23 protein-coding genes are annotated in these 25,079 nt (G+C 65.4%); 15 read left to right on the forward strand and 8 right to left on the reverse strand.

The genetic code is table 11. The features are described 5' to 3' along the window. The first annotated feature begins 500 nt into the window (after nucleotides 1–500). On the forward strand, nucleotides 501–1,868 hold the full coding sequence (locus tag A9Z05_RS20415) for a replication initiation protein (protein WP_069619667.1): 1,368 nt from the start codon (nucleotides 501–503) through the stop codon (nucleotides 1,866–1,868). A 93-nt stretch (nucleotides 1,869–1,961) separates the two neighbouring features. Here A9Z05_RS20415 and A9Z05_RS20420 read toward each other — a convergent pair whose 3' ends face one another. Next, nucleotides 1,962–3,023 (reverse strand): ParB/RepB/Spo0J family partition protein, encoded by a 1,062-nt coding sequence (locus tag A9Z05_RS20420; protein WP_069619668.1) that lies wholly within the window; start codon nucleotides 3,021–3,023, stop codon nucleotides 1,962–1,964. A gap of 23 nt (nucleotides 3,024–3,046) precedes the next feature. Next, a complete protein-coding gene (gene parA / locus A9Z05_RS20425; RefSeq protein ID WP_006480195.1) occupies nucleotides 3,047–3,709 on the reverse strand; it encodes a ParA family partition ATPase in 663 nt (220 codons plus the stop codon). A 986-nt stretch (nucleotides 3,710–4,695) separates the two neighbouring features. Here parA and arsC point away from each other — a divergent pair. Then, complete coding sequence (arsC, locus tag A9Z05_RS20430) at nucleotides 4,696–5,052, forward strand: arsenate reductase (glutaredoxin) (protein ID WP_069619669.1); 357 nt, start codon at nucleotides 4,696–4,698, stop codon at nucleotides 5,050–5,052. 138 nt (nucleotides 5,053–5,190) lie between these two features. On the opposite strand, the gene A9Z05_RS20435 is transcribed toward arsC, so the two are convergent. Together A9Z05_RS20435 and A9Z05_RS20440 are read right to left on the reverse strand one after the other, a co-directional pair. Next, nucleotides 5,191–5,409 carry a zf-HC2 domain-containing protein gene (locus A9Z05_RS20435; RefSeq protein ID WP_069619670.1) on the reverse strand — a complete coding sequence of 73 codons (219 nt, stop codon included), beginning with the start codon at nucleotides 5,407–5,409 and terminating at the stop codon, nucleotides 5,191–5,193. Next, nucleotides 5,387–5,986 (reverse strand): RNA polymerase factor sigma-70, encoded by a 600-nt coding sequence (locus A9Z05_RS20440; protein WP_050013473.1) that lies wholly within the window; start codon nucleotides 5,984–5,986, stop codon nucleotides 5,387–5,389. The genes A9Z05_RS20435 and A9Z05_RS20440 overlap by 23 nt, the downstream gene beginning before the upstream one ends. A 372-nt stretch (nucleotides 5,987–6,358) precedes the next feature. Here A9Z05_RS20440 and A9Z05_RS20445 point away from each other — a divergent pair, with 372 nt between their 5' ends. After that, a complete protein-coding gene (locus A9Z05_RS20445; protein WP_069619671.1) occupies nucleotides 6,359–6,913 on the forward strand; it encodes an NADPH-dependent FMN reductase in 555 nt (184 codons plus the stop codon). Between the two features lie 64 nt (nucleotides 6,914–6,977). On the opposite strand, the gene A9Z05_RS20450 is transcribed toward A9Z05_RS20445, so the two are convergent. Continuing rightward, the gene (locus tag A9Z05_RS20450; RefSeq protein ID WP_069619672.1) at nucleotides 6,978–9,227 is read right to left on the reverse strand and encodes a hybrid sensor histidine kinase/response regulator; all 2,250 of its coding nucleotides are present in this window, start codon (nucleotides 9,225–9,227) and stop codon (nucleotides 6,978–6,980) included. Between the two features lie 468 nt (nucleotides 9,228–9,695). Here A9Z05_RS20450 and A9Z05_RS20455 point away from each other — a divergent pair, with 468 nt between their 5' ends. Genes A9Z05_RS20455 through A9Z05_RS20465 form a run of 3 tightly spaced genes read left to right on the forward strand, consistent with a single transcriptional unit; the run spans nucleotide 9,696 to nucleotide 11,621 of the window. Beyond that, a complete protein-coding gene (locus A9Z05_RS20455; RefSeq protein WP_050013470.1) occupies nucleotides 9,696–10,064 on the forward strand; it encodes a response regulator in 369 nt (122 codons plus the stop codon). After that, entirely contained in the window at nucleotides 10,057–10,683 is a 627-nt protein-coding gene (locus A9Z05_RS20460; RefSeq protein ID WP_050013469.1) for a chemotaxis protein CheC, read from the forward strand. The genes A9Z05_RS20455 and A9Z05_RS20460 overlap by 8 nt, the downstream gene beginning before the upstream one ends. After that, complete coding sequence (locus A9Z05_RS20465; RefSeq protein ID WP_069619673.1) at nucleotides 10,680–11,621, forward strand: GGDEF domain-containing protein; 942 nt, start codon at nucleotides 10,680–10,682, stop codon at nucleotides 11,619–11,621. The genes A9Z05_RS20460 and A9Z05_RS20465 overlap by 4 nt, the downstream gene beginning before the upstream one ends. 15 nt (nucleotides 11,622–11,636) lie before the next feature. On the opposite strand, the gene A9Z05_RS20470 is transcribed toward A9Z05_RS20465, so the two are convergent. Continuing rightward, complete coding sequence (locus A9Z05_RS20470; RefSeq protein WP_069619674.1) at nucleotides 11,637–12,521, reverse strand: alpha/beta fold hydrolase; 885 nt, start codon at nucleotides 12,519–12,521, stop codon at nucleotides 11,637–11,639. A gap of 190 nt (nucleotides 12,522–12,711) precedes the next feature. On the opposite strand from A9Z05_RS20470, the gene A9Z05_RS20475 reads away from it, so the two are divergent. The 7 genes from A9Z05_RS20475 to A9Z05_RS35045 all read left to right on the forward strand — a co-directional run bounded on the left by A9Z05_RS20475 (nucleotide 12,712) and on the right by A9Z05_RS35045 (nucleotide 19,730). Next, entirely contained in the window at nucleotides 12,712–13,044 is a 333-nt protein-coding gene (locus A9Z05_RS20475; RefSeq protein WP_069619675.1) for a hypothetical protein, read from the forward strand. Between the two features lie 246 nt (nucleotides 13,045–13,290). Then, nucleotides 13,291–14,139 (forward strand): presqualene diphosphate synthase HpnD, encoded by an 849-nt coding sequence (gene hpnD, locus A9Z05_RS20480; protein WP_069619676.1) that lies wholly within the window; start codon nucleotides 13,291–13,293, stop codon nucleotides 14,137–14,139. A gap of 13 nt (nucleotides 14,140–14,152) precedes the next feature. Beyond that, nucleotides 14,153–15,406 (forward strand): hydroxysqualene dehydroxylase HpnE, encoded by a 1,254-nt coding sequence (gene hpnE / locus A9Z05_RS20485; protein WP_069619677.1) that lies wholly within the window; start codon nucleotides 14,153–14,155, stop codon nucleotides 15,404–15,406. 12 nt (nucleotides 15,407–15,418) lie between these two features. Continuing rightward, entirely contained in the window at nucleotides 15,419–17,392 is a 1,974-nt protein-coding gene (shc, locus tag A9Z05_RS20490) for a squalene--hopene cyclase (protein ID WP_069619678.1), read from the forward strand. A gap of 3 nt (nucleotides 17,393–17,395) precedes the next feature. Next, the gene (locus A9Z05_RS20495) at nucleotides 17,396–18,103 is read left to right on the forward strand and encodes a phosphorylase (protein ID WP_084044360.1); all 708 of its coding nucleotides are present in this window, start codon (nucleotides 17,396–17,398) and stop codon (nucleotides 18,101–18,103) included. Nucleotides 18,104–18,639: 536 nt separating this feature from the next. Continuing rightward, nucleotides 18,640–19,122 (forward strand): type VI secretion system tube protein Hcp, encoded by a 483-nt coding sequence (locus A9Z05_RS20500; protein WP_069619680.1) that lies wholly within the window; start codon nucleotides 18,640–18,642, stop codon nucleotides 19,120–19,122. A 14-nt stretch (nucleotides 19,123–19,136) separates the two neighbouring features. After that, complete coding sequence (locus tag A9Z05_RS35045) at nucleotides 19,137–19,730, forward strand: peptidoglycan recognition family protein (protein ID WP_084044361.1); 594 nt, start codon at nucleotides 19,137–19,139, stop codon at nucleotides 19,728–19,730. A 555-nt stretch (nucleotides 19,731–20,285) separates the two neighbouring features. Here the strand turns inward: A9Z05_RS35045 and A9Z05_RS20505 are convergent. Both A9Z05_RS20505 and A9Z05_RS20510 read right to left on the reverse strand, forming a co-directional pair. Beyond that, entirely contained in the window at nucleotides 20,286–21,284 is a 999-nt protein-coding gene (locus A9Z05_RS20505; protein ID WP_069619681.1) for a VacJ family lipoprotein, read from the reverse strand. Continuing rightward, on the reverse strand, nucleotides 21,277–23,910 hold the full coding sequence (locus A9Z05_RS20510) for an MMPL family transporter (RefSeq protein WP_069619682.1): 2,634 nt from the start codon (nucleotides 23,908–23,910) through the stop codon (nucleotides 21,277–21,279). Before A9Z05_RS20510 ends, A9Z05_RS20505 begins: the two co-directional genes overlap by 8 nt. 326 nt (nucleotides 23,911–24,236) lie before the next feature. Here A9Z05_RS20510 and A9Z05_RS20515 point away from each other — a divergent pair, with 326 nt between their 5' ends. After that, nucleotides 24,237–24,833 carry a phospholipid-binding protein MlaC gene (locus A9Z05_RS20515; protein ID WP_069619683.1) on the forward strand — a complete coding sequence of 199 codons (597 nt, stop codon included), beginning with the start codon at nucleotides 24,237–24,239 and terminating at the stop codon, nucleotides 24,831–24,833. A 92-nt stretch (nucleotides 24,834–24,925) separates the two neighbouring features. Then, nucleotides 24,926–25,079 (forward strand): transposase (locus A9Z05_RS35050; RefSeq protein ID WP_141723450.1); only part of this gene is annotated, 154 nt, incomplete at its 3' end.

Raw genomic sequence — 25,079 nt, forward strand, 5'->3', positions numbered from 1 at the left:
TTTTCGGGACCGGATACGATTCGTGCGCTGTACAATGCGCGCCCGGGCGGGTCAAGCCGCCGCCAATCGGGCCGCGCGTGCCGGTATCGATCGCGATTTTCCACATGTCGAAGCCGAACCGATGTTCCGGCGGGCCGCGCCTGTACATGCATACAGGCCGATGGGCGGTGGTCCGGGACGAACGGTGAGGTGCAATCGCGACCCTGTGTCGAACTCACGGTTGCGCAGTCGCAAAATTACGACAAATCGAAAGGTGAGCCGATACGGGAGCCAATTTCGCACGTGTCCTGCACAGGTGAAATTCTGTGAATCGGCGCATGCCGCGGCACGTCTGGACGAGTCCGGAACGCCGTACGGGCGGACCGGTGAGCGTTTTCGGGAGCGGTTCGGGTGAGTGCCGTTTTGCCGGCGCGCTTCACCGGCTATGGTGAGCATGTCGTTCTGGACGCACATCACCGCAGGCGCTATCCTTCCGGGAAACTTCTCCTCCGACCCGACGTATGGCCACGACGAAGCGCGCCAAGAAAACCGATGTGGATGTGGTGAGTGCCAGTTCAGCCGAATTGCGAAAGGCCGTCGAGGCGATCGCCATTCAGCCGAAGAGCGGCAAGATCACGCTCCTCACTCGCAAGCTGTTCAATGTCCTGCTGGCCGTCGCGCAGCAGGCCGACGACTCGGGCGACACGTATCGCGCGCTGCTGTCGGACATCGTCGCCAACTCCGCTTTCGATTCGAACGACACCGCGTTGGTGAAGGAACACCTGCGCCGCATGGTGTCGGTGCAGGTCGAATGGAGCACGGGGACGTCGAGCCAGAAGCCCGGCCGCAAGTGGGGGATCTCCACGCTGATCGCCGATGCGGAAATTCTCGAGGATCCGGCCACCCGCCGCGTGTGGGTCGAATTCTCGTTCGCACCGAAGATCAAGAAGAAGCTGCTCGACCCGGTCCAGTATGCGCGCCTGAGCCTGCAGTTCCAGAGCCAACTGCGCAGCAGCGCCGGTCTCGCGCTGTACGAAATCTGCGTGCGCTACCTGACGAACCCGAGCCACCTGACGATGCGTGAGCCGTGGGAATGGTGGCGGCCGATCCTGTCGGGCACGCCCGACACGGAAGCCGGCGACGAAGCGAAGCGCGAGTACAAGTACTTCAAGCGCGACTACCTGCGCCCGGCGATAGCGGAAGTCAACGCGGTCACCAACATCTTCGTCGAGCTGATCGAGCACCGTGAAGGGCGTCGGGTGGCCGAGATCCAGTTCCGCGTGACCGAGCGCAAGCAGCCGATGCTCGCGCTCGACGAACACCCGAACGTGTTCGACAGCACGCTGGTCGACCGGATGGTGAAGCTCGGGATCCCGCTGAAGGAAGCGCAGACGCTCTATGCGGACAGCGAGGAAAACCGGATTCGCGCTGCGCTGCAGATGACCGAGCAGCGGATGCGCAGCACGACGCTGCCGCCGGTGCGCAGCGCGCCGGCGCTGTTCAAGGATGCGCTGAAGAAGGGTTATGCGCCGCCGGTCGAGTCGGTCGACGCACTGCCGGCCGGCACGCCGTCCGCGAAGGTCGCGGCTGCCCAGCCGGACGATCTGAAGGCACGCCTGCTGAGCGAGTTCGCGGCGTTCCGCCGCAAGGAAGCGAAGGTGTTGTACGAAGAGCAGGGCGACGCGGAGCGCGAAGTGGCGCGCGAGTCGTTCGAGTCGGAGGCATTGCCGACGATGGGCTCGCATCTGCGCGACGACTGGCGCAAGCGCGGCCTCGATTCCAAGCTGGCCGAGACGGCCTTTTTCGACTGGCTGGCCCAGAAGACCTGGGGCGAGCCGACGGACGGCGACCTGCTGTCGTTCACGCTGAACCAGTCGCGGGCCGCTTGACGCCCGCTCAGGCCCGCTGACGGGCCGCCGCCGGTCTCCACCCCTTGGTCGGGTGGGGCCGGCGTCCTCACCAGGCCCTGCCGGCCGCCTCCCTCACTCCGATAACAGCATCCGTTCGAGCTGCTCGAGGATCGCGTCGCGCTTGTCCTTCGGGAGGCCGCGCAGGCGCAGTTCGATGCGGTCTTCGCCATACGACTTCAGGTCGCCCACCGACTTGCCGCCGAGCTTGATCTCGAGACGCTGCGCATAGCGTTGACGGCCGGCCGCCTTTGGCGTTTCCTGCGCCGCGACGCGGCCCTTGACGATATCCGACACCTGACGCGTGCTGAGATCGTCCGACACGATCTTGTTGATCAGCCGCAGCGTCGCCTCGGTGCCGCGCGCATTGTGATAACGGCCGACCTGATACGCCATGTTCGATCCGAAGCGATCGGGGCGCGCGACCATTTCCTGCATGATCGCTTCCGGCAACTTGCCGATCGACAACGCGACGGCCACCGTCGACTCGTCGAGGCCGAGGTGCTCGGAGAGTTCTTTCTGGCTCTGGAAATGCTTGTCGTCGAGGAAGCGGCGCCACACGACGGCGTTGTCGAACACCGTTTGCGAATCGCGCTGAACGTTGAGGTCGTAGCCGAGCTTGTAGCTCTGGATGCCGATCGGCACGTCGATCACGATCGCCTTGACCGACTCCTTGTTTGCTTCCTTCAGCGCCCGCACGCGGCGGCCGCCGTCGCTGACGAAATACGTGCCCGGATTGTCGTAATCCGGAATCACGTGGATGGCCTGCTGCTGACCCTGCTTCGCGAGGTTGACCGCGAGTTCGGCAATCGACGATTTCAGATAGAAGTGCCGCGGGTTGAACGGACTGTGCTTGATCGTCTTCAGCGGCAGCTCGATCACTTGCCCCGGCGCATAGCGATTCTCGAGGCGCCACGCGCGATATTGCGGCGATTCGTCGATCGACGGGTCGATCGTGAATTCCGGAGCAGGCGGCGGAGCGATGTCCTTCTTCGCGGATTTGGTCGATGCCGGGGGCGGCGTCTCGGACTTGACGATGCCGTCGATCGCATTGAGCCGATCAAGCGCCGTGCGCTTCTCGCTCGTCGTGATATCCGGGCGCGCTTGGAATCCTTTGGCAAATTGGGAAGGTTTCATGTGACTCCTTTATGCGCATAAAGTCAGGGCAGCATGGCGACGATTTCGTCGGCACATGCGCGAATTTCGGCGGCCGCCAGCTTGCCGCCGCGGTCGTTCATCTGCAGCACGGTCTGACCGAGCGCCATCGCTTGCTTGTACGCTTCCCGAGTCGGAATCTGTGTCTTCAGCAGCGGGAAGCCGAGTTCCTCGAGCGCACGCTTGAGCTCGCGGGTCAGCATGCGCTTCTCTTCGGTCTTGTTCAGCAGGAACACCGCGCGGAGGTCTTCGTTCATCACCTGCGCCTGCTGAATCAGTTTGACCAGTCCGACGCTCGACCAGTAATCGGCCGGCGACGACGATGTCGGGATCACGGCAATCGATGCGGCCAGCAGGACGACGCCGGAGACTTTCTCGGTGATCGACGGCGGGCAGTCCACGACGATGATGTCGTAGTCGTTGATGAACTTCTTGATCTCGCGATGGATCTGGCCGTCGGCTTCGGCCAGATTGACGACCGGAAACGGGATGCCGTTGTCGCTGTCGCCGGATGCGCTCGACCAGTGAACCAGCGTGTTTTGACGGTCTGCGTCGATGACGAGGACGCGCTTCCCTTTTTCATGGAACGCGGCGCCGAGATGCATGGCAATCGTGCTTTTGCCGACGCCACCTTTTTGTTGAGTGACTGCAATGATTTCCGCGGCCAATTTTCACTCCTGTTTTGGTCGTTGGAATTCTACAGGACGATATTTGAATTTCAATGAAATTGTCGTTCGACAACTACGCGTTGGCCATTCGGACTATGGGTTTATGCGCATAAACGAGATGGCGGAGATGGGCGGCGCGTGTTGGCGGTGTGGTGGATATGACGAGACCGATGCCGAGCGGTCGTCGCGGTGCTCGATGGCTGCGTCTTCATGGGCTACATCGCCGGGGCTGTTCGTCGCAGAGATATGTCTCGGTACACTGCCCTTTCGCTGGATGGGCAGCGTTGCCTGCGAGCCGCGGAGTTTGTGCGCATAAACTCTGCAGAGGTCGCGGCGATCAACTTCGTTGGGGAACCCGCCGCGCATTCGCGAGCGGGATGAGCGGTCTGCGAGGCTGAGCTGGATGTGCGCCGTCGATATCCATCGCGGAACCGATGTGCATCGAGGCAACGCCGTCTCGGCGCGCGGCGTTTATGCGCATAAACCAGACGCAAGGATGGCCCGCGGTGAAGGGCCGAAGGCAGGAGCCTCGCCCGCGTCAGACGCGCAATGATGTCGTGCCGGGTCGATGGATTATCGGTACAGTCATCGCCCGGCGCCGTTTCGTCTCGACATCCATCTACGTCAGCGTGCGTCTTGCACCGCGCCTCACAATCGCAGGCTTTATGCGCATAAACCACCCGACGTGTCCCGCAATCACGCCCTTTCGCCACCGAGACCGCCCCTCACAGGGCATTGGTCAGGCTGATCACAGTTGCCGGTCCCGCGAAGCCGTTGCCGGGACTTTATGCGCATAAACATAACCGCATCTTTGAAGCGTCTCCCAGACACCAGACGCTCCGTCCTCCGATCACAGCACATCGCTAAACCGAACCGCCTCAGCGACCTGTCGAAAGGAAAACCACTCGATCTCGGTTGAACTGCCCCACCGAGCCCGTCAATGCAGACTAGCTACAATACAGGGCTCCACTATCCAGGCTTGAATGATGATCACGATTTACCACAACCCCCGATGCTCGAAGTCCCGCGAGACGCTCGCGTTGGTCGAGTCGCTGAATACCACCGGCGCGCCGCTGAACGTCGTCGAGTACCTGAAGACGCCGCCAACGGTCGAGGAAGTGGAAACGCTGCATCGGCAGCTCGGCCGCCCGGTTCGCGACATGCTGCGCGACGGCGAGGAGCCGTACAAGACGTTGAATCTGGCTCGCGCGGATCTGAGCGAAGCCGAAGCCTACGCGGCAATCGCCGCTCATCCGATCCTGCTGCAACGCCCTATCGTCGTATATCGCGGCAAGGCGGCGATCGGTCGCCCGCCTGAATCGGTGAACGCGCTGTTCGAATAATTCTTGGCGGGCGTATTTTTCTTATTGCACCAGCGCCACCGAGTCCGGCCCGGCACACGCAACGGCAATCCAGGCCGACGCGACCGCCAGGCCGCACGCGCTAGTGGCCGGCGGAACGATACGTCGACATCCCGGCGCCTAGTCGCCGCCCGACGACGGTCCCTCATCATCGTCCGACTCCCGCCCCGCCGCCGCTTTCGCGGCCGTCCGCAACAGCGCGATCTGTCCGCGATAGGCGCGGCATCCGCTGCAGGTCGGCAGATGCACGCGCACCTGCAGACGCTCGTGCAGCGTCAGATGCCGATCGAGCGCATCCGACAGCAGTCGTGTCACGTCAGTACATTTCCCCGGCAGCATCTTCGGTCGTCAGTCCTTTTTCGCTCAGGCAGGTTCGCAGGCGCGTGCGCGCACGGTACAGCAGCACGCTGCAATGATTCGTCGTCAGCGTCAATTCGCTGCAGATATCCACAATCTCGACATCGAGGAATTCGCGCATCATGAATACGCGTCCGATCTGCTCCGGCAGATGGTCGAGGCAGACCTGGAACAGCGTCCAGAATTGCTGTTGCTGCAACAGCGTTTCGGGCTTCGGCCACGGTCGCGGTTTCGCATGCGCGGCCCAATGCCCGTTGTCCTTGAACAGTTCGCGATCGAGTACGGATTCGCCGTCGAGCTCCGCATCGAGCGCGGTCAGGCTCACCATCCGCTGCCGCGCGCGCAGCACGTCGATCAGCTTGTTGCGCAGGATCCCGAACACCCAGGTCTTGTGGGCCGACAGCCCCGCGAACTCGCCGGCATGCGACCACGCGGCGGCCAGCGCTTCCTGCACGGCGTCTTCGGCCGCGTCGGCATCGCGGAGCTGGAGTCGTGCGAAGCGCAGCAGGTCGCGCCGCAGTTGCGCGAGATAGGCGGGATCGTCGTGTGCGGACGGCATGTCTGGTTGCAGTGTCTCGAAGCAATGGCAATCGCGCGAGCGCCACGGGAGCGGGCGTCGCGGTGCGAGCAGCTTACTGGGCGCGGTCCGCGCCTGCAACGCAATGTTCCGTCACGAATTCACGGAACCGGCCGCCGCGCTGCGCTATGCTTGCCGAACCCCGTGTCGCGCGTCGACCACGCCGCGCGGCGGGCAATCTGTAACGTCAGAGCATAACGGTCGAGTTATCCACAATTTCTGTGGAAAACCTTGTGGAAAGTCGGCCGGACGGCCCCGTGGGACGGCTCGCGGGCTGGCTTGCCTATAAACAGACCTTTGTCGCCCATTCGGAAGCAATCGATCCGATTCCTCACTCACCGGAAGGAGAATGCCATGTCCTATCGTATTGCGGTCGTCGTCGGCAGCCTGCGTCGCGCTTCGACGAATCGCGCGCTCGCGCACGCCGTGATCTCGCTCGCCCCCGCCGATTTTTCGTTCGAGTTCGTCGAGATCGGCGAGCTGCCGCTGTACAGCCAGGACTACGACGCGGATTTCCCGGAAGTCGCGAAGCGCTTCAAGCAGTCGATCGAAGCCGCCGATGCGCTGCTGTTCGTCACGCCCGAGTACAACCGGTCGATTCCGGGCGTGCTGAAGAATGCGCTCGACTGGGGCTCGCGCCCGTGGGGTTCGAACTCGTGGTCGGGCAAGCCGGGCGCGGTGCTCGGCACGTCGCCGGGCGCGGTGGGTACCGCGCTCGCGCAGCAGCACCTGCGCAACGTGCTCGCGTACCTCGACGTGAAGACTCTCGGTCAGCCCGAGATGTTCATCAAGCACGACCCGGCGCGCATCGACGAACAGGGGCAGATCGTCAGCGAGGACACCCGCAAGTTCCTGCAGGGCTTCGTCGATCGCTACGCGAGCTGGGTGCGCCTGCTGAAATCGGCGTGACGTCGTCGGCCTGATCGCCGCGCCCGTTCACGCGGTCGCGTCGGCGCCGCCCCCACACCGCGGGTCACGCGCCGGCGTGTCGCGCGTCCCGCGCTTCGCGGATGCCCAGCAGGATCTCGTCGAGCAGCGCGATGTCGAACGGCTTCGACAGCACGCGAACGTTGACGGTGCGCGTGCGGTCGAGCTCCTCCGCATAACCCGTGACGAGAATCACGGGCAGCTTCCCCGGCCGCTTTTCGACCGCTTCGGCCAGGTCGATGCCGTTCAGGCGGCCCGGCATGTGGATGTCCGAGATCACGAGGTCGAACGCGTCGTTCGCGGCGGCGCCTTCGATCAGGCGCAATGCATCGTCGGCGGTGGGCGCATAGGTGACGCGATGACCGAGCAGCGACAGCAGCGCTTCCGTGCCGGCCGCGACTTCGCCGTTGTCCTCGACGAGCAGCACGTGCAGGCCGGCGAGCGCGCCGTTACCCGCATCGTGTGCGGCGGCCGCCGGCCGCGCGACGACATCCTCGGCACGCGCGCGCGGCAGGTACAGACGCACCGACGTACCCGCGCCGACCGCGCTGTCGATCGTCGCGAGGCCGCCCGAGCGTTCGCAGAACGCGAATACCTGCGGCAGGCCGAGCCCCGTGCCCATCCCCTGCGCCTTCGTCGTAAACAGCGGTTCGAAGGCGCGTGCGAGCACGTCGGGCGCCATGCCCGAACCCGTGTCGTCGAGCGAGATCTGCACGAAATCGCCCGTCAGCGGGAAGCCGTCCTCGCGGCGCAGCGTGACGTTGCGCGCGCCGACCGTGAAGCGTCCGCCGGTCGCCATCGCGTCGCGCGCGTTGACCGCGAGATTGATCACCGCGAGCTCGAGTTCCGCGACGTCGACGCGGATCGGCCAGACGCCCGGCTCGATCGCGACGACCAGCGACGACTTCGACCCGAGCGACGTCTTCAGCAGCTCGCGGCACGTGCCGACCCATTGCCCGATGTCGATCGTCTCGTTGTGCAGCGGCTGCTTGCGCGCGACGCCGAGCAACTGGCGCGTGAGCGACTGCCCGTTCTTCAGCGCGCGTTCGATCGCGTCGAGCTCCTTGTCGAGATGCTGGACGCCACGCCGCCGCGCGATCTGCACGTTGCTCGAGATGATCATCAGCAGGTTGTTGAAGTCGTGCGCGACGCTGCCGACGAGATTGCCGAGCGCCTGCATCTTGCGCGACTGCCGGTACGCCGATTCGATCGAGCGCCGCATCGACGCTTCGGCCTGCCAGCGGTCCCATGCCTCCTCTTCCGCTTTCAGCCGCTTCAGCGACAGCCAGATCACGGACCACAGCGCGACCGACGGCGCGAACATCGAGATGAACAGCACGCTCAGGTGTTCGTACCATTCATGCCAGATCGCCGACGTGCGGTAGGCGCACGTCACATAAACGGGGTAGCTGCCGACCTGGCGATACGCGACGATCTCGCTGCTTGCGCCGTCGTGGCCCACGCGCACGACGCCCGCGCGTGGATCGTTGTGCGTGTTGCCGAACGTGACCGAGCGATCGGTGTGCGCCAGCGACGGCGGCGGCGGATACGATGCGATCACCGCGCCGTCCGAGCGCGCGAGCGCCATCGTCATCGGCGTGCTCGCGCCGCCGAGCAGGTCGCGGTAGAACGCGTTGAAATACGACGACTTCAGCGCGATCGACACCATGCCGGCGAACGAACCGTCGCTATGGCGTCGCGCGACGCCGGTGTTGAACACGGGAATGTTCTCGAGCTTGAGCGGCCCCATCATCAGTCGCGAAATGTGTTCGATGACCTTGCCGTCGCGGATGCCGGCGAAGTCGTCGCGGTTCGCGATCGACGCATACGGCGCCGGATAGTAGAGGCTGTTGGCGAGCAGCATCCCGCTCGCGCCGAAGATCGACACGGCGGCCACTTGCGGATAGCCGCCGCCGATCGTGTTCAGCGCCTCGTGGATGTCGGATTCCCTGCCGCGCACGGTCGCGTCGTCCATGTCCTGCACGAGGTCGACGATGCGCGCATCGAGCGTTTCGCTCAGGTCGAACACCTTGAGCGCGTGCTCCTCGGCCACGCGCACCGTGCGCATCGTCACGTCGCTCGCGGCGGCCTCGCGCGCCTTCAGGTCGCTGTACGCCATCACCACCACGTAGATGCACGGCAGCACGATCGCCGCGACGAGCAGCACGATCAGCGTCACGCGGCGCACCGCGAAATCGTGCTCGGGTGCGCCGGCCACGTAGCTGCCGTCGTCCTGCCAGTCGTCGGCTGGAGGGGGCGCGGGGGTGTGGGAGTCGGCAGGCCGTTCGGACGTCATCGAAAAAAGCGGGTGAGGCAGAGGTGCCTGCCATCATAAACGAGTTGCGACGGCCCGCCGCGGCGCCGTCCAGGCGCAATCCTGCCGTATATGACAGCGGTAAACCGTCAGATTGAAAACGCGACGAATCCGGCAGCGCAAACGTACACAAGGAAAAATTTTGCGTACTTATCTCGAAAATGGTCGTAGCTATTTTCGGAATGATGCGCGATCGGACCAATTCCGTTCGAAATGGCGAAAATGGCGAGTTGCATCGCCTCCGGTTTACTCCGAGAATCGCGCCTTGCTTTCCCTATGACAGATACATGCGCCCGCCGGCGATTGCCGCGCGGTGCGTCGCGCGCACCTGCGTCGCGGCGCCCGTGCGCGGCCGCAAGGCGGTTGCCCGCGCCGAAACGCATGGCACTAAAGAAATGCGCCGCGCGGTCGTTAACGCGAGAGAGACCATTCCGTATACCGCATCGCCCCATGCCTTTGCCGATTGTAATTGCCGACGATTCGCTGCTCGCTCGCAAACTGCTGACAAAGGCGCTGCCGGGAGATTGGGACGTCGACATCGCATATGCAGCGAATGGTCGTGAGGCCTTGGCGCTCTATCGTGACGGCAAAGCTTCCGTGATGTTTCTGGATCTGACGATGCCCGACATGAGCGGATATCAAGTCCTGGAAACACTGCGCCACGAAGATCTGAACACGTTCGTGATCGTGGTATCCGCCGATATTCAGCCGCAGGCGCAAGCACGCGTGCGCGAATTGGGCGCGATCGCATTCGTTGCCAAGCCCGTGACGTCGGAGGCATTGCTGCCCATTCTCAAGGAGTATGGGTTGTATGCCTGAATCGGTGTTCACGGCGGAGCAACGCGACGCGTTGCAGGAAATCGCCAACCTTGCAATGGGCCGCGCCGCCGCGCGGCTTGCGTTGCTGCTCGGGCACTTCATCGAGCTGTCGGTGCCGCGCGTGCGCGTCGTGAAAGCGGCCGACGCGAGTGACGCGCTGCGCGAGATGACGGGCATCCACGACAACGTGACCGCCGTGCGCCAGGGCTTCCGTTCCGACATCAAGGGCGAGGCGATCGTGCTGTGCCGCACGGCGGGTGTCGCGCGGCTGATGTCGGTCGTCGACCGTACGTTCGGCGACGGCGTGTACGGCGGGATGGCGACGCCGGACGAACTCGTGTTCGACGTCGCGAACGTGCTGATGGGCGCCTGCGTCGCGTCGATCCTCGACGAACTCGGCCGCAAGCCGGTGTTCTTTCCGCCGGGGCTGCTCGGCGCGAACGTGTCGTTCGACGATGTCTTCCAGCCGAACGAACTGGGATGGAGCGTCGCGCTGCTGCTCGAGGTGAACTTCGGGCTCGAGAACCACATGTTCCGCGCGCATTTCGTGATGTTGATGGCCGAGGATTCGATCCGGCTGATGGGCGACGCGCTCGACGCGTTGCTGTCCGCGCTATGACGGCCGCCGCCCCGTCGCTGAGCGACCTCGTGATCGAGCGGGTCGGCTTCGGCCTGTTCGTGCTCGACCGTTCGATGACGGTCCTGATGTGGAATCGCTTCATGCAGGACCACAGCGGGATCCCGGCCGCCGACGTGATCGGCCGCAACATCTTCGACCGCTTTCCCGACCTGCCGCGCGCGTGGCTGTCGCGCAAGCTCGAGAGCGTGTTCCAGCTCGGCAGCTTCGCATTCAGCTCGTGGGAGCAGCGGCCCTACCTGTTCCGCTTCGAGCACGACCGGCCGATCACGGGCGGCGTCGACTACATGCAGCAGGACTGCACGTTCATGCCGCTCACGCGCGGCCGCGACGTCGAGGCCGTGTGCGTGACGATCTCGGACGTCACGCATGTGAGCGTGATGCAGCGAGAGCGCGAGGAAGCGGTCGCGAAGCTGCGCGAGCACGCGAATCTCGACGGGCTGACCGGCATCGCGAACCGGCGCTTCTTCGAGGCGCGGCTCGGCGACGAATTCGCGCGCTGGCAGCGCTACGGCGGCGACCTGTCGGTGCTGCTGTTCGACCTCGACCACTTCAAGACGATCAACGACCGCTTCGGGCATGCGGCGGGCGATGCGGTGCTGCGCGAGACGGCGCGCCGCGTCGCGTCGATCGTGCGCGCGCAGGACACGTTCGGCCGTTTCGGCGGCGAGGAATTCGCGCTGCTGCTGCCGTGCACCAATCTCGACGAGGCGATGCGGGTGGCGGACAAGGTGCGCGAGGCGATCGGCAGCATGCCGGTCGACGCCGAGGGCGTCAGCGTGCCGGTTACGGCGAGCGTCGGCGGCGCGTGCGCGAAAGCCGGCGCGCCGAGCTGCGACGTGCTCGTCAACGAGGCCGATGCCGCGCTCTATCGGGCGAAGCGGCTCGGGCGCGATCGGTCGGTCGCGTACGCCGACTGACCGCGCCCGCTCGGCTCAGCTTTTCGCGATGTCGGCGAGCACGCCGGCCAGCACGGCCGGCTGCGACACGAACGGCGAGTGGCTGCTGTCGAGCTGGTGCACGTGGGTCGGGTTGCCGGGCGCGAAAGCGTCGGCTTCGTCGATGAAGCGCTGCTGCAGCGCGGGCAGGATCACGCGATCGGCCAGGCACTTGATGTAGTGACGGTCGATCGCGCCCCAGCGTGCGGCGGTCGTCGGGATCGCGGTCGCGAACGGCGCGGCCGGCACGTCGCAGCTCATCAGGTTCGCGACCGCGTCGAAATCGGCCTGCGGCACGTCTTCGTACAGCGCGCGCTTCATCGATTCGCGATACGCGGCGTCGCCGCTGTGCGGATCGACGCGCAGCGCGCCGGCCACGCGCGGGCTCGCGAGCATCAGCGGGCCGAGCTGCTCCCCGTCGTTTTCCGGCGCGCGCACGTAGTCGAGGCCCGGCACGCCCGAGGCGGGCATGAAAGCCGCGAGATAGACGATCTTCGCGATCTTGTCGGGCGCGCGTTCGGCGGCCGCCGTGATCGCGAGGCCGCCCATGCTGTGCCCGACCAGCACGACCTTGCCGCGGCCGAGCGCGTACGCGTCGTCGACGGCCTGCGTCACCTGCGTCGCGTAGTCGTCGAGCGTCGTGTTCGCGACCGGCGACGGCTCGGCGCCGAACGCGTCCTTGTCGAGCGGCCGGGCGAGATACGACGCGGGAAAGCGTGCATAGATGCCGTGCGCGGGCAGGTCGCGGGCGATCGACAGATAGCCGCGCGCGGCCAGCGCGGCCGCCACGTGGGCATAGCACCACGCGCCATGCCACGCGCCGTGCACGAGCACGAAGACGGGATGATCGGACTGCGGGGTGGCGGGGTCGTTCGTCTCCATGGTGTCCGTATTTTTTCGAGAAAGGTGTCATCTTAGACGAACCGGCCGGCATCGAGATGCGCTCGCGCGGCGCGTTTCTTGACCGGCAACGATCCGTCCCTTTGTGTCGCGCAGGCCACATTTCGTTCGGATCCGATTTGAATTTGTGCCGAAGCGCGCTAATTTGTTGCTTTGCCTGCGATTGCGCCCCATGAACGTCGACTATCTCTTCTACCGGAAGCCGAACAAACCCGGCCCCTATTCGCTCGACGACCTGGGCGACATCGCGCCGCCGATCGGCCCGGGGGCCTTGGTGCGTGAGGGGATCGCGCGCGTGTTCGAGCAGATCGACTGGCAGGAATCGCCCGACGTGCCGGGCGCGTGGTTCGGTACGGGCGGCGCGGTTTTCCAGTTCACCGCGGAGCCCGACGGCCGCGTGACGAGCTTCATGGGCTCGCGCCTCGAGCGCCGCTCGATGCTGCAGCTCACGCGCGAAATGGGGCTCATCGCGCTCGATCTGCAGCGCGACATCGTCTACGGCTGACGTGCTTTCGGGCGGCCGGTCGCACCGGCCCGCCGGTGGCGCTTGCCACCTTGCCCGACATGGCGCGCGTCCGCCATCGAACTTCAAAGATTGCTATACTTTCGCCCAATTCCGGCTTCCGGCCGGTAATTTGTGCCTGTCTGCGTCGATCGTTCGCATATCTCGCACGCATTCGACGCCCTGACCATCCCAGCCGGGCATGGCTTCTTCAATCGCCCCGCGTGGGTGTCTCCGTGGAGCTTCGTCTTGGCCGTTTCCCATTCCGTCGTGGACGAACAAGAAACCGACGCCGCTGCCGTCACATCGGGCAGCTCCTTCTATCTGGCGATGCGCATCCTGCCGGCCGTGCAGCGCGATGCGATGTTCCAGGTCTACGCGTTTTGCCGCGCGGTCGACGACATCGCCGACAGCGACCTGCCGCGCGCCGAGCGCACCGCGGGCCTGAATCGCTGGCGCGCGGACATCGACGCGTGCTTCGCCGGCCGCCCGCCGCGCCACCTCGCCGCGCTCGATCGCGAGATCCGCGCGTTCGACCTGCAGCGCGACGATTTCCACGCGATGATCGACGGGATGGCGATGGACGCGGTGGAAGACATCTGCGCGCCCGACGAGCCGACGCTCGACCTCTTCTGCGATCGCGTGGCGAGCGCGGCCGGCCGGCTGTCGGTGAGGATTTTCGGGATGCCGGAAGCCGAAGGGATCACGCTGTCGCACCACCTCGGCCGCGCGCTGCAACTGACGAACATCCTGCGCGACATCGACGACGACGCGGCGATCAACCGGTGCTACCTGCCGCGCGAGCTGCTCGCGCGCGAAGGCATCGCGATCGCCGATCCGGCGACGATCGTGCGCGATCCGGCGCTGCCGCGCGTGTGCGCGACGCTCGTCGAGCGCGCGCTCGAGCACTTTCGCCAGGCCGACGCGGTGATGGATACCTGCCCGCGTGCGCAGGTGAAGGCGCCGCGCATCATGTCGGGCGCGTATCGCTGCATTCTCGAGGCCGCGATCGCACGCGGCTTTGCCGCGCCGCGCGCGCCGCTGCGCAAGCCGAAGGCGCGCATGCTGATGATCGCTGCGCGCTACGCGCTGTTCTGAGTCGGCCGACGCGATGCCCAGAACCGTCCACGTGATCGGCGCAGGACTCGCGGGCCTGTCGGCCGCGGTCGAGCTGCAACGTCGCGGGCGGCGCATCGTGCTGCACGACGCGCATGCGCACGCGGGCGGCCGCTGCCGCTCCTGGTTCGACGGGACGCTGAACACGACGCTCGACAGCGGGCTGCACACGGTTTTCGCGGGACAGCCCGCGACGCAGCGCTACCTGCGCGCGATCGGCGCGGCCGATCAGCTCGCGGGGCCCGCGCTGGCTGAATTTCCGGTCATGGACATCGCGTCGCAGCAGCGCTGGACGCTGCGTTTCGGCAACGGCCGCTGGCCGTCGTGGCTGTTCGATGCCGCGTCGCGCGCGCCGGGCACGACGCCGCTCGACTACCTCGCGCTGGCCCCGCTCGCGTTCGCCCGCACGGGCCGCTCGCTCGCGCAGACGATGCGATGCGACGGCGTGCTGTGGGATCGCTGGCTGCGACCGTATTTCCTCGGGGTGCTGAATATCGAGCCGCGCCACGCGAGCGCCGAACTCGCGCGCGCCGCACTGTGCGGCACGTTTGCCGCGGGCGGCCCCGGCTGCCGTCCGCTCGTCGCGCGCCGCGGGCTCGGTAGCGCGTTCGTCGAACCCGCGCTGCGGATGCTGCAATACGGCGGCGCGCAGATCCGCCTGAATTCGCGGCTCGACGCGTTCGAATTCGGCGCGCACGGCAATGCGGTCGATGCGGTGTCGGTCGGCGGCGAACGCATCGATCTCGCGCCGGGCGACGCGGTCGTGCTGGCCGTGCCGCCCGAGGTCGCGCAGCCGCTCGTGCCCGAACTCACCGCGCCCGACACGTTCAGCGCGGTCGTGACCGCGTATTTCGCGGTCGAATCGCCGGCCGGCCCTCCGCTGCAGACGACCGTCGTCAACGGCGTCGTCGATGCGGTGCGGACCGGCGATGGCCTGCTCGCGGCGGCGATCCGCGATGCGGGCCGCTGGCTCGACATGCCGCGCGACACGCTCGCGCGGCGCATCTGGGAAGACGTCGCGCGCGTGACCGGCGCGAACCCGGAAACCATCCCCGCGTGGCAGCTCGTCGTCGAGCCGCGCGCGGGCTTTGCGGCGGTGCCGTCGCAGGAAATGAAACGTCCGGCCGTGCGTACGCGCTGGACCAATCTTGTACTCGCGGGCGACTGGATTGCCACCGGCCTGCCCGCCACGATCGAGGGCGCGATCCGTTCCGGCCAGCTGGCCGCGGACGTGCTCCAGACGCAATAAAGAGAGGGACCGATGAACGATCTCACCGAAATGGCTACCTTGTCCGCCGGCGCCGTGCCGGCCGACGTCGACGCGGCTGTCGCGCGCGCGACCGATGCGCTGCTGGCCGCGCAGCAAGCGGACGGACACTGGGTCTACGAACTCGAAGCCGATTCGACGATTCCCGCCGAATACGTGCTGCTCGTCCACTATCTGGGCGAGACGCCGAACCTCGAGCTCGAACAGAAGATCGGCAAGTATCTGCGCCGCATCCAGCAGGCCGACGGCGGCTGGCCGCTGTTCACCGACGGCGCACCGAACATCAGCGCGAGCGTGAAGGCGTATTTCGCGCTGAAGGTGATCGGCGACGACGAGAACGCCGAGCACATGCAGCGCGCGCGCCGCGCCATCCACGCGATGGGCGGCGCCGAGATGTCGAACGTGTTCACGCGTATCCAGCTCGCGCTGTACGGTGCGATTCCGTGGCGCGCGGTGCCGATGATGCCGGTCGAGATCATGCTGCTGCCGCAGTGGTTCCCGTTCCACTTGTCGAAGGTGTCGTACTGGGCGCGCACGGTGATCGTGCCGCTGCTGGTGCTGAACGCGAAGCGTCCGCTCGCGAAGAACCCGCGCGGCGTGCGCATCGACGAGCTGTTCATCGACCCGCCCGTCAACGCCGGGCTGCTGCCGCGCCAGGGGCACCAGAGCGCCGGCTGGTTCGCGTTCTTCCGCGTGGTCGACCATGCGCTGCGCGCGGTCGACGGCCTGTTCCCGAGCTACACGCGCGAACGCGCGATCCGCCAGGCCGTGTCGTTCGTCGACGAGCGCCTGAACGGCGAGGACGGCCTCGGCGCGATCTATCCGGCGATGGCCAACGCGGTAATGATGTACGACGTGCTCGGCTACGCGGAAGATCATCCGAACCGCGCGATCGCGCGCAAGGCGCTCGACAAGCTGCTCGTCGTGCACGACGACGAAGCGTATTGCCAGCCGTGCCTGTCGCCCGTGTGGGACACGTCGCTCGTTGCGCACGCGCTGCTCGAGACCGGCGATGCGCGTGCGCAGGAAGCCGTGCTGCGCGGTCTCGAATGGCTGCGTCCGCTGCAGATCCTCGACGTGCGCGGCGACTGGATCTCGCGCCGCCCGAACGTGCGGCCCGGCGGCTGGGCGTTCCAGTACGCGAACGCGCACTACCCGGATGTCGACGATACGGCCGTGGTCGTGATGGCGATGGATCGTGCGCAGAAGCTCACGCAGTCGGACACGTATCGCGAATCGATGGCGCGTGCGCGCGAATGGGTCGTCGGCATGCAGAGCAGCGACGGCGGCTGGGGCGCGTTCGAACCGGAAAACACGCAGTACTACCTGAACAACATCCCGTTCTCCGATCACGGCGCGCTGCTCGATCCGCCGACGGCCGACGTGTCGGGCCGCTGCCTGTCGATGCTGTCGCAGCTCGGCGAGACGCCGCTGAACAGCGAGCCGGCCCGCCGCGCGCTCGACTACATGCTGAAGGAACAGGAGCCGGATGGCAGCTGGTACGGCCGCTGGGGGATGAACTACGTGTACGGCACGTGGACGGCCCTGTGCTCGCTGAACGCGGCCGGCCTGACGCCGGACGACCCGCGCATGAAGCGCGCGGCGCAATGGCTGCTGTCGATCCAGAACAAGGACGGCGGCTGGGGCGAGGACGGCGACAGCTACAAACTGAACTACCGCGGTTACGAGCAGGCGCCGAGCACGGCGTCGCAGACGGCCTGGGCGCTGCTCGGCCTGATGGCGGCGGGCGAGGTGAACAACCCGGCCGTGGCGCGCGGCGTCGACTACCTGGTCGCGCAGCAGAACGAAGAAGGCTTGTGGGACGAGACGCGCTTCACGGCCACGGGCTTCCCGCGCGTGTTCTACCTGCGCTACCACGGCTATCGCAAGTTCTTCCCGCTGTGGGCGCTCGCGCGCTACCGCAACCTGAAGCGCGCGAACGCGACGCGCGTGACGGTCGGGATGTAACGCGTGCCGGCGACGCAACACAACGGCGCATTGCCCGTCATCGCGGTCACAGGGATGGCATTCGAGGCGCGCATCGCGCGCGGCGACGGCGTCGAGGCCGTGTTCGCCGCGCGGGCCGACCGGCTCGAGCGCGCACTGGCCGAAGCGACCGCGCGCGGTTGCGCGGGCATCGTCAGCTTCGGCACCGCGGGCGGGCTCGCGCCCGACCTCGCGCCGGGCGCGCTCGTGATCGCGGACGCGATCGACGGGCCGTTCGGCCGCGTACAGACCGATGCAAGCTGGAGCGCGCGGCTCGTCGCCGCGCTGCATGACACGCCGGTGTGGGCGCGCGTCACGCGCGGCACGATCGCGGCGGTCGGCGCGCCGGTGGTCAGCGAACAGGAAAAGACGTCGCTGCATCGTGCGAAGGGCGCGCTGGCCGTCGACATGGAGTCGCACATCGCGGCGGCCTTCGCGGCCGCGCGCGGCGTGCCGTTCGCGGTGTGCCGCGCGATCGTCGATCCGGCGTGGCGCACGCTGCCGCGCGCGGCGACGGCCGGCCTGCGCGACGACGGCAGCACGGCGATCCTGCCGATCCTGCGCGAACTGCTGAAGCAGCCGTCGCAGCTTGGTCCGTTGCTGCAGGTCGCGGGCGATGCGCGCGCGGCGCGCACGACGTTGATTCAGGCGCGGCACGCGTTTGGGCGGGCGGGGGCGATGCACGTAGTTTGAGCGGGCACACGCCGCTTTGTCCGCTTCTTCCTCCCCATTCGATCGCGCGTAGCCGGCGCGTTGTTCGGCACTATTTCCCGACCTTCTCTCGCCATGGTTCGGCGATGCGCTCGCAACCGATCGAGCTTCATTCATCTCCTGATCTGGATAGCATCCCCAGCTATCCGCCTCCGACGGAACAGAACCACGCATAGACGCACGGTGAGACAGACGGGGTTTCCCACAAATCGCGTGTGGATGCGGTCGGCTATGTGGGCTCGTCAACTCCCGAATGCTTCTTCGATACTTCAACACCATCCTGCGGCAAGACGGAGTGCCGTACGGGCCTGTTTCGGTACGAAGAACCATTACACGTCCTGCTTCCGACATAAATATAAGTAATTCGAAACAATTTTTAACTATTTAAAAATTCACGAAATTTCTTGGTGCCGTCACACATCGGGTTTCATTTTTCGATTCTGTCTGATTGACGCGTCGAGCTTCATCTTTCATTGTTTGGTTGGTTTGATTTCCTATTTAATGATCGAGAGGAGCAAATGGCGCAGGACATTTTCTTGAGGCTCGCAGGCATAGCGGGCGAATCGACGGATGCCAGTCACTCGAACGAAATCGAGGTGCTGACGTGGGATTGGTCAGTGAGTCAGCAATCCAATATGCATATGGGAAGTGGCGGCGGCGCAGGCAGATGTGCCGTTGACGATCTGACCTTCGAGCACCATATCGACCGTGCCACGCCGAATCTGGTTCAGTACTGCCTGACGGGAACGCATATCGGGAGCGCCGTACTGGTGATGCGCAAGGCTGGCGGTACACCGCTCGAATACCTCACGATCACGATGGAGGATGTACTCGTCACCCAAGTCAGGCCGGTTAGTCGAACCAATATGAGGGTTCCGCGCGAGGAAGTTCGACTGTCCTTCTCTCGCGTGAGGCAGGAATATGTGATTCAGAATTCCCGGGGTGGTAACGGTGGATCGGTGAGCATGGGTTATGACATCAAGGCTAATAAGGCTATTTAACGGTCGGAGGTGCGATGCTGTTTATTTCAAAACAAGGCCACGTTGATGCCGAGCGCGTCAAGGTCAAGATTTTTTCGACAATTGAACGCAGTCAGATGGCTAAAGTGAATGGAATCGTTGTTCACCAAACGGACGGAACCACGGCGAATAGTGCGTTCAATAGCTATGCGGAAACGGGGGCGAACGGAGCGCACTTCCTCATAGACAAGAGCGGAGCCATTTATCAAACCGCTTCAGTGTACAAGAGAACCAACCATGTTGGATTGCTTAAATCTCGGTGTCTTATGGAAAGGAAGTGTAGTCCATCCGAATTTAAGAAGATGTCTGATATGGCAGGGAAGTATGCAAAATTATCACGAGTGGAGTACGGGAAGGCTTTTCCTGATAGATATCCGGGGAATACGGACTCTATTGGTATAGAAATCGTCGGTCGCATGGACAGGGAAACGAAAGTATACGAAATAGTAAATGCCGAGCAAAATGATTCATTGAGGTGGCTTGTGAAGGAGCTTTGCGAAACTCTGGGAGTGTCTTTTTCCGAGATATACAAACATCCTGAGGTGTCGCACAAGATGAAAACTGAGGCGGGGACTGCAAAATGGGATTGATGTGTAAATCGTTCCTCCTTGGTTGTGTTTTTTTGTTCTGTTCCTCCTCTCAGGCGAGAGGGGTGAAAGCTATCGAGATAATCGAATCCGGTAGGAGCAGAGAGGGTGATGCAGTGGACGTCTGTAGAAAATTTCGACCCACTGTTGAACAGGTGAGAAATTTCTTCTCAAGGGCTTATCCGGTTGAGGGGTATATGTTTTCTCATGAACGGTATTCTTCGTGTTATGCATCTGGGACTTTGAAATTCGATGACGGCAGTTCGGGGAAGTGGGATCTATCTTCAAGCGGCGTTGCTACATTTATCTTCACGAGAGGCGATGCCGTGACGCTTTATTATAAAAATAACAACTGGCACGACCCGTTTGCTTGTACTTATGGGCTTGGCGATTTTGGAGAATGCTAGACAACGAGGCCGCGTGGGCACCCTGAGGTGTCGGCCCCTGGATTACGGCACCGTATGAATGAGCGACGCTCGTCGCAACGGTGGCGCATAAAAAAGAGCGCCGCGTATTTTGCGGCGCTCCTCAACTTGTCCTGCTCCGTGTCGCGTGACGTTATTGCGCGACGGGTTGGCTGGCCGGCTTGGCCGGCGCGATGGACGCGCCATCAGCAGCCTGCGCCGTCGTGGCACCCGACGATGCCGGGACCGGCGCAGCAGCAGGCGCACTCGCCGGCATCGCATTATCCGCACCCGGATCGTCGTACTGCGGCAGGCCCGGCGCGGCCGGCGTGTTGTTCGGCGCCGCGCCCGATGCGCCGCCCGATTCGCCCGGATCCTCATAGTTCGGCAAGCCGCCCGGCGTGGTCGGCGTGGCCGCCGGCACCGCGCCCGCTTCACCCGGCTCCGCGTAGTTCGGTGCCGCGGCCGATGCCGACTGGCCGCGATACGTCAGCGACTTGCGCTGCTGCAGATACGCATCGCGGACGAACGAATACGGATCCAGCGCGGCCTGCTTCAACAGGTCGGTCGCCCCGAGCAGGTCCGAGCGCGCGCTGATGAACTGCGCGATGTACATCGGATTGCGCGCGGCAGGCTCGATGTAGTTCAGCAGGTTGAAGCGCACGTCCACCGCGCGGCCGACGCCGTCGCGGATCGTGCTCGGCCCGAACACGGGCAGCACGAGGTACGGGCCGGACGGCATGCCCCAGCGCGCCATCGTCAGCCCGAAATCCTGATGATGCTTCGGCAGCCCGGCCGGCGTCGCGATGTCGATCAGGCCGGCGACGCCGAACAGCGAGTTCATCGCCACGCGCATCAGATCCTGCGTCGCATCGGTGATGCGCAACTGCAGCAGGTTGTTCGCCATGTTGCCGAGATCGCCGAGGTTCGAGAAGAAGTTGCTGATCGCAGTGCGCACCGGCGTCGGCGTGACCTTCTGGTAGCCCTTCGCGATCGGCTGGGCGATGTTCGTGTCGACCGTGTCGTTGAACTTGTACATCGCCCGGTTCATCGGCTCGAGCGGGTCGTTGGGATTGCGGTTCGGTCCCGTCGCGCAGCCGGTCAGCATCGCGCTGGCGGCCACGGTCGCCGCAATGATTCGCACCTTATTCATTGATTCCTTGCGATTGGTTCTTGGCGCGTTTGACGCGCGGTTTGCCCATCAGGACGGGCTGGAACACCACGGCGCCGATCAGCGTACAGGTCAGGGCCAGCGCGAGCAGCTTGCCCATGCTCGACGTGCCCGGATGGTGCGACAGCCACAGGCTGCCGAAGGCGGTCGCCGTCGTCGCGGCGCTGAACAGCACGGCGTGCGTGAGGCTCGAATGCAGCAGCCCCGTCTGCCCCGCGCGCCATGCCATCACGAAATACACCTTGAACGCGACGCCGACGCCGAGCATCAGCGGCAGCGCGATGATGTTCGCGAAGTTCAGCGACATGCCGAGCACGACGCACATCTCGAGCGTCACGATGCCCGACACGAGCAGCGGCACCAGCGTGCGCAGCACGTCGCCGAAGCGGCGCAGCGTGACCCACAGCAGGACCGTGATCGAGATGATCGACCACAGCGCCGCGTGCAGGAACGCGTTGATGATCGTGTCGGCCGAATGCAGGATCGAGATCGGCCCGCCGGTCGCGCCCGGTTCCGCCGCCTTCACGGCCTTGGCGAAACGGCGCAGCATCGTGTCGTCGCCCGGGTCGACGCCCTTCGGCACCTTCGGCGAGATCTGCACGAGCGCGTGGCCGTCCGGCGCGACCCAGTCGCGCACGATCTGCGGCGGCAGCGATTCGCGCGTGATGTCCTGCGGCTGCAGCAGCGCGGCGAGCTGGTTGAGCGCGATGCGCAGCGTATCGGAGAACGCGCGTTCGGCACGGTCGCGCGTCGCGCTGTCGGCGGCGGCGAGCTTCGCGAGCGACGCGGACAGGTGCTGCGCGGCCGCGGCGCCCGGGCCGGGGTGATCCTCGGCCGCATAGCTCAGCAGATCCGACACGCGCTTGAGCGCGGCCACGCGTTGCGCGTCGGTCGCGGGCGGCGCGGCCGGCTGCGTCAGCGCGGGCAGCAGTTCGCTCGCGGCCACGGCGATCGCCGCGCGCTTGGCCGGCTGGTCGGCGGGGATGAAGGTCGACAGCGTGGTCGTGCGGCCGACTTCGGGCAGCGCGTCGAGGCGCTTAGCGGCTGCGTCGGCTTGCGCGAGCGACGGCGCGAGCAGCGTGACGTCGTTGACGGCAGCTTCCGGCGAATCCTTCAGCGCGAGCAGCGTCGCCATCGATTCGCTGTTCGGGTCCTTCAGGTGCAGCGGGTTGAAGTCGAAATGCAGGAACGCGAGCAGCGGCAGCGCGCCGATCACGACCGTCAGCGTGCCGATCAGGATCGGCTTGCGATGGCGATCGAGGTAATCGTCGACCGGCGCGAGCCACGGGAAGCCCGGCGTCCTCGATTCGCCCGGCGGCGCGAACAGGCGCAGCAGCGCGGGCAGCAGCGTGAGCGTGGTCAGCAGCGCGACGAACATGCCGACGCCCGCGATCAGGCCGAGCTCGGACACGCCGCGATACGCAGTGGGGATGAACGAGAAGAAGCTCGCGGCGACGGCCGCGGTGGCGAGCGCGAGCGGCATGCCCATCGAGTGCGCGGCGCCGATCAGCGCGTGATCGATGCGCTCGTCGCGGAAGCGTTCCTCGCGGTACTTCACGCCGTACTGGATCGAGAAGTCGACGCCGAGGCCGACGAACAGCACCATGAACGCGACCGAGATCATGTTCAGCGAGCCGACCATCGCGAGGCCGAGCGCGGCCGTCACGACGAGGCCGACGAACAGCGTGACGAGCACCGAGCCGATCATCCGCTTCGAGCGCAGCGCCAGCCACAGGATGACGAGCACGGCGAGCAGCGTGAGCACGCCGTTGAGCGCGGCGCCGTCTTCGACCGACGCGAATTCGTCGTCGGCGAGCGGCTGTTCGCCGGTCAGGCGCACGGCCGCGCCGTAGCGATTTTCGAGGTCGAGCGAGCGGGCCGCGTCGCGGATCACCTGGCTCGTTGCAGCGCCGGCCTTCAGCGCACCGTAGTTGACCACCGGCTGCACGGTGACGAACGCGCGCGCGGGCTGCCGCGCGGCGTCGTTGTCGACCAGCGCGCGCCACGAGAACGCGGCCGGCTTGCCGGCCAGCACGTCGTCGACCGTCGCCGCGCTGCGCGCGAGCAGCTTCGCCATCGCGGGCAGCTTCACCTGGCCCGTGAGGAGCGGCTGGCCGAGCGTGGTGGACAGCGTGGTGGCGAGGCCGGTGAGGCTCGGGTTCTTCGCGAGTTCGTTGACGAGCGGGCGCGCACTCGCGAGCTGCGCGGTCGTATCCGAGACGTCCTGCGACGACAGGAACAGCAGCCCGTTGTGCTCGAAGAACGGGCCGCCGCCCGGTTCGGCGACCGGGCCGATGCGCCCGGCGTCGGCATCCTTCTGCAGCGCTTCGGTCAGCGCATGCGCGGCGGCCGTCGCGAATTCGGGCGCGGGCGCCTCGACGACCGCGAGGATCGTGCCGTTGCGTTGCGGGAACGCCTTGTCGACCGCCTGGCCGAGCGCGGCCCATTGCGGTTCCGCATCGACGAGCTTGCTGATGTCGGTGTTGATCTTGAAATGCTGCGCGACGTAGACGCCGCTGCAGGCGGCGATCACGAGCGACAGGACGACGACCCAGACGGGGCGGCGCACCGACCACGCAACGAGTCGGACGATGAGAGATGTCACCATGTGGCGGTGGGGAGCGGCTGGCTAGGGCAAAGTAGCCAAGTATACCGGCGCAGCGCGGCGACGGTCGTGACGTTGCGGAGAATCGGGGCGGGAAGGATATTTGCTCCCGGCGTGGCAATCGGATCGCGCGGCCGGATCATTTGTATGCAGATATTTACATAATCGCCGCGGCGATGCGTCGACGCGCCGCCAAGCGCCTGTGACAAACGACGCTGAAAGGTAACAGTCGGTCACCGCGCGGCAACGCGGCGGCAGGCCCGGTATACTTTGCTCCACCGGCCGATGCAAAGAGCCGGCCGTTTTTTCCCATCGAGTGCGAAATTCGTATGAAACGTCATCTGTTTGCTTTCGTCGCGGCGGCCGCCGTGTCGGTTTCCGCTTTCGCGCAGAGCGCGCCGGTCGATATCGTCCGCACGGCGGTCGAGGGCACCGTCAATGCGATGAAGGCCGATCCGGCCGCGCGCGGCGGTGACATGGCGAAGATCACGCAGGTCGTCGAGCAGCGCTTCCTGCCCGTGACCAACTTCGAGCGCACGACCCGCATCGCGGTCGGCGACGCGTGGAAGCAGGCCACGCCGCAACAGCAGCAGGAGTTGTACAAGCAGTTCCGGTTGCTGATGACGCGCACCTACGCCGCGTCGCTCGCGCAGCTCGGCAACCAGGACGCGAAGTTCTCGTTCAAGGCCGGCGGCGCGTCGGGCGCCGATGCGCTCGTGCAGTCGACGGTCACGACGCCGGGCGACAGCCAGTCGGTCGGCTATCGTCTCGGCAAGGTCGGCAACGACTGGAAGATCTACGACATCGACATGTCGGGCGCGTGGCTGATCCAGGTCTACCAGGGCCAGTTCAAGAGCCAGCTCGCGGCGGGCGGGATCGACGGGCTGATCGCGTATCTGCAGAAGCACAATTCGCGGACGAACTGACGGCTGTTGCGCGTTGTTCGGATGCAAGGAAGGCGCCTTCTGAACTGCACCCCAAAAGTTGGACCCCCCGTCCAACCTTTGGGGTGTTTTACATGACGAAGTACAACGAGCAGTTCAGACAGGGCATCGTTGACGAGTATCTGGCCGGCGGAATTGGCATCAAGTCGCTGGCTGCCCGGCACGGCGTGGGACGTACGGTGATCCGGCGCTGGGTCACAAGCTACCCGGAGCATGGCAGTGCGGGAT

Source organism: Burkholderia sp. A2 (assembly GCF_001729305.1).
In the GTDB taxonomy this organism is placed as follows: Bacteria; Pseudomonadota; Gammaproteobacteria; order Burkholderiales; family Burkholderiaceae; genus Burkholderia; species Burkholderia sola.

Bases quoted from the DNA above. Each gene is read 5' to 3' on its own strand.
- A9Z05_RS20415 (WP_069619667.1), top strand. From the start codon at position 501: ATGGCCACGACGAAGCGCGCCAAGAAAACCGATGTGGATGTGGTGAGT.
- A9Z05_RS20420 (WP_069619668.1), bottom strand. From the start codon at position 3,023: ATGAAACCTTCCCAATTTGCCAAAGGATTCCAAGCGCGCCCGGATATC.
- arsC (WP_069619669.1), top strand. From the start codon at position 4,696: ATGATCACGATTTACCACAACCCCCGATGCTCGAAGTCCCGCGAGACG.
- A9Z05_RS20435 (WP_069619670.1), bottom strand. From the start codon at position 5,409: ATGCTGCCGGGGAAATGTACTGACGTGACACGACTGCTGTCGGATGCG.
- A9Z05_RS20440 (WP_050013473.1), bottom strand. From the start codon at position 5,986: ATGCCGTCCGCACACGACGATCCCGCCTATCTCGCGCAACTGCGGCGC.
- A9Z05_RS20445 (WP_069619671.1), top strand. From the start codon at position 6,359: ATGTCCTATCGTATTGCGGTCGTCGTCGGCAGCCTGCGTCGCGCTTCG.
- A9Z05_RS20450 (WP_069619672.1), bottom strand. From the start codon at position 9,227: ATGACGTCCGAACGGCCTGCCGACTCCCACACCCCCGCGCCCCCTCCA.
- A9Z05_RS20455 (WP_050013470.1), top strand. From the start codon at position 9,696: ATGCCTTTGCCGATTGTAATTGCCGACGATTCGCTGCTCGCTCGCAAA.
- A9Z05_RS20460 (WP_050013469.1), top strand. From the start codon at position 10,057: ATGCCTGAATCGGTGTTCACGGCGGAGCAACGCGACGCGTTGCAGGAA.
- A9Z05_RS20465 (WP_069619673.1), top strand. From the start codon at position 10,680: ATGACGGCCGCCGCCCCGTCGCTGAGCGACCTCGTGATCGAGCGGGTC.
- A9Z05_RS20470 (WP_069619674.1), bottom strand. From the start codon at position 12,521: ATGGAGACGAACGACCCCGCCACCCCGCAGTCCGATCATCCCGTCTTC.
- A9Z05_RS20475 (WP_069619675.1), top strand. From the start codon at position 12,712: ATGAACGTCGACTATCTCTTCTACCGGAAGCCGAACAAACCCGGCCCC.
- hpnE (WP_069619677.1), top strand. From the start codon at position 14,153: ATGCCCAGAACCGTCCACGTGATCGGCGCAGGACTCGCGGGCCTGTCG.
- shc (WP_069619678.1), top strand. From the start codon at position 15,419: ATGAACGATCTCACCGAAATGGCTACCTTGTCCGCCGGCGCCGTGCCG.
- A9Z05_RS20500 (WP_069619680.1), top strand. From the start codon at position 18,640: ATGGCGCAGGACATTTTCTTGAGGCTCGCAGGCATAGCGGGCGAATCG.
- A9Z05_RS35045 (WP_084044361.1), top strand. From the start codon at position 19,137: ATGCTGTTTATTTCAAAACAAGGCCACGTTGATGCCGAGCGCGTCAAG.
- A9Z05_RS20505 (WP_069619681.1), bottom strand. From the start codon at position 21,284: ATGAATAAGGTGCGAATCATTGCGGCGACCGTGGCCGCCAGCGCGATG.
- A9Z05_RS20510 (WP_069619682.1), bottom strand. From the start codon at position 23,910: ATGGTGACATCTCTCATCGTCCGACTCGTTGCGTGGTCGGTGCGCCGC.
- A9Z05_RS20515 (WP_069619683.1), top strand. From the start codon at position 24,237: ATGAAACGTCATCTGTTTGCTTTCGTCGCGGCGGCCGCCGTGTCGGTT.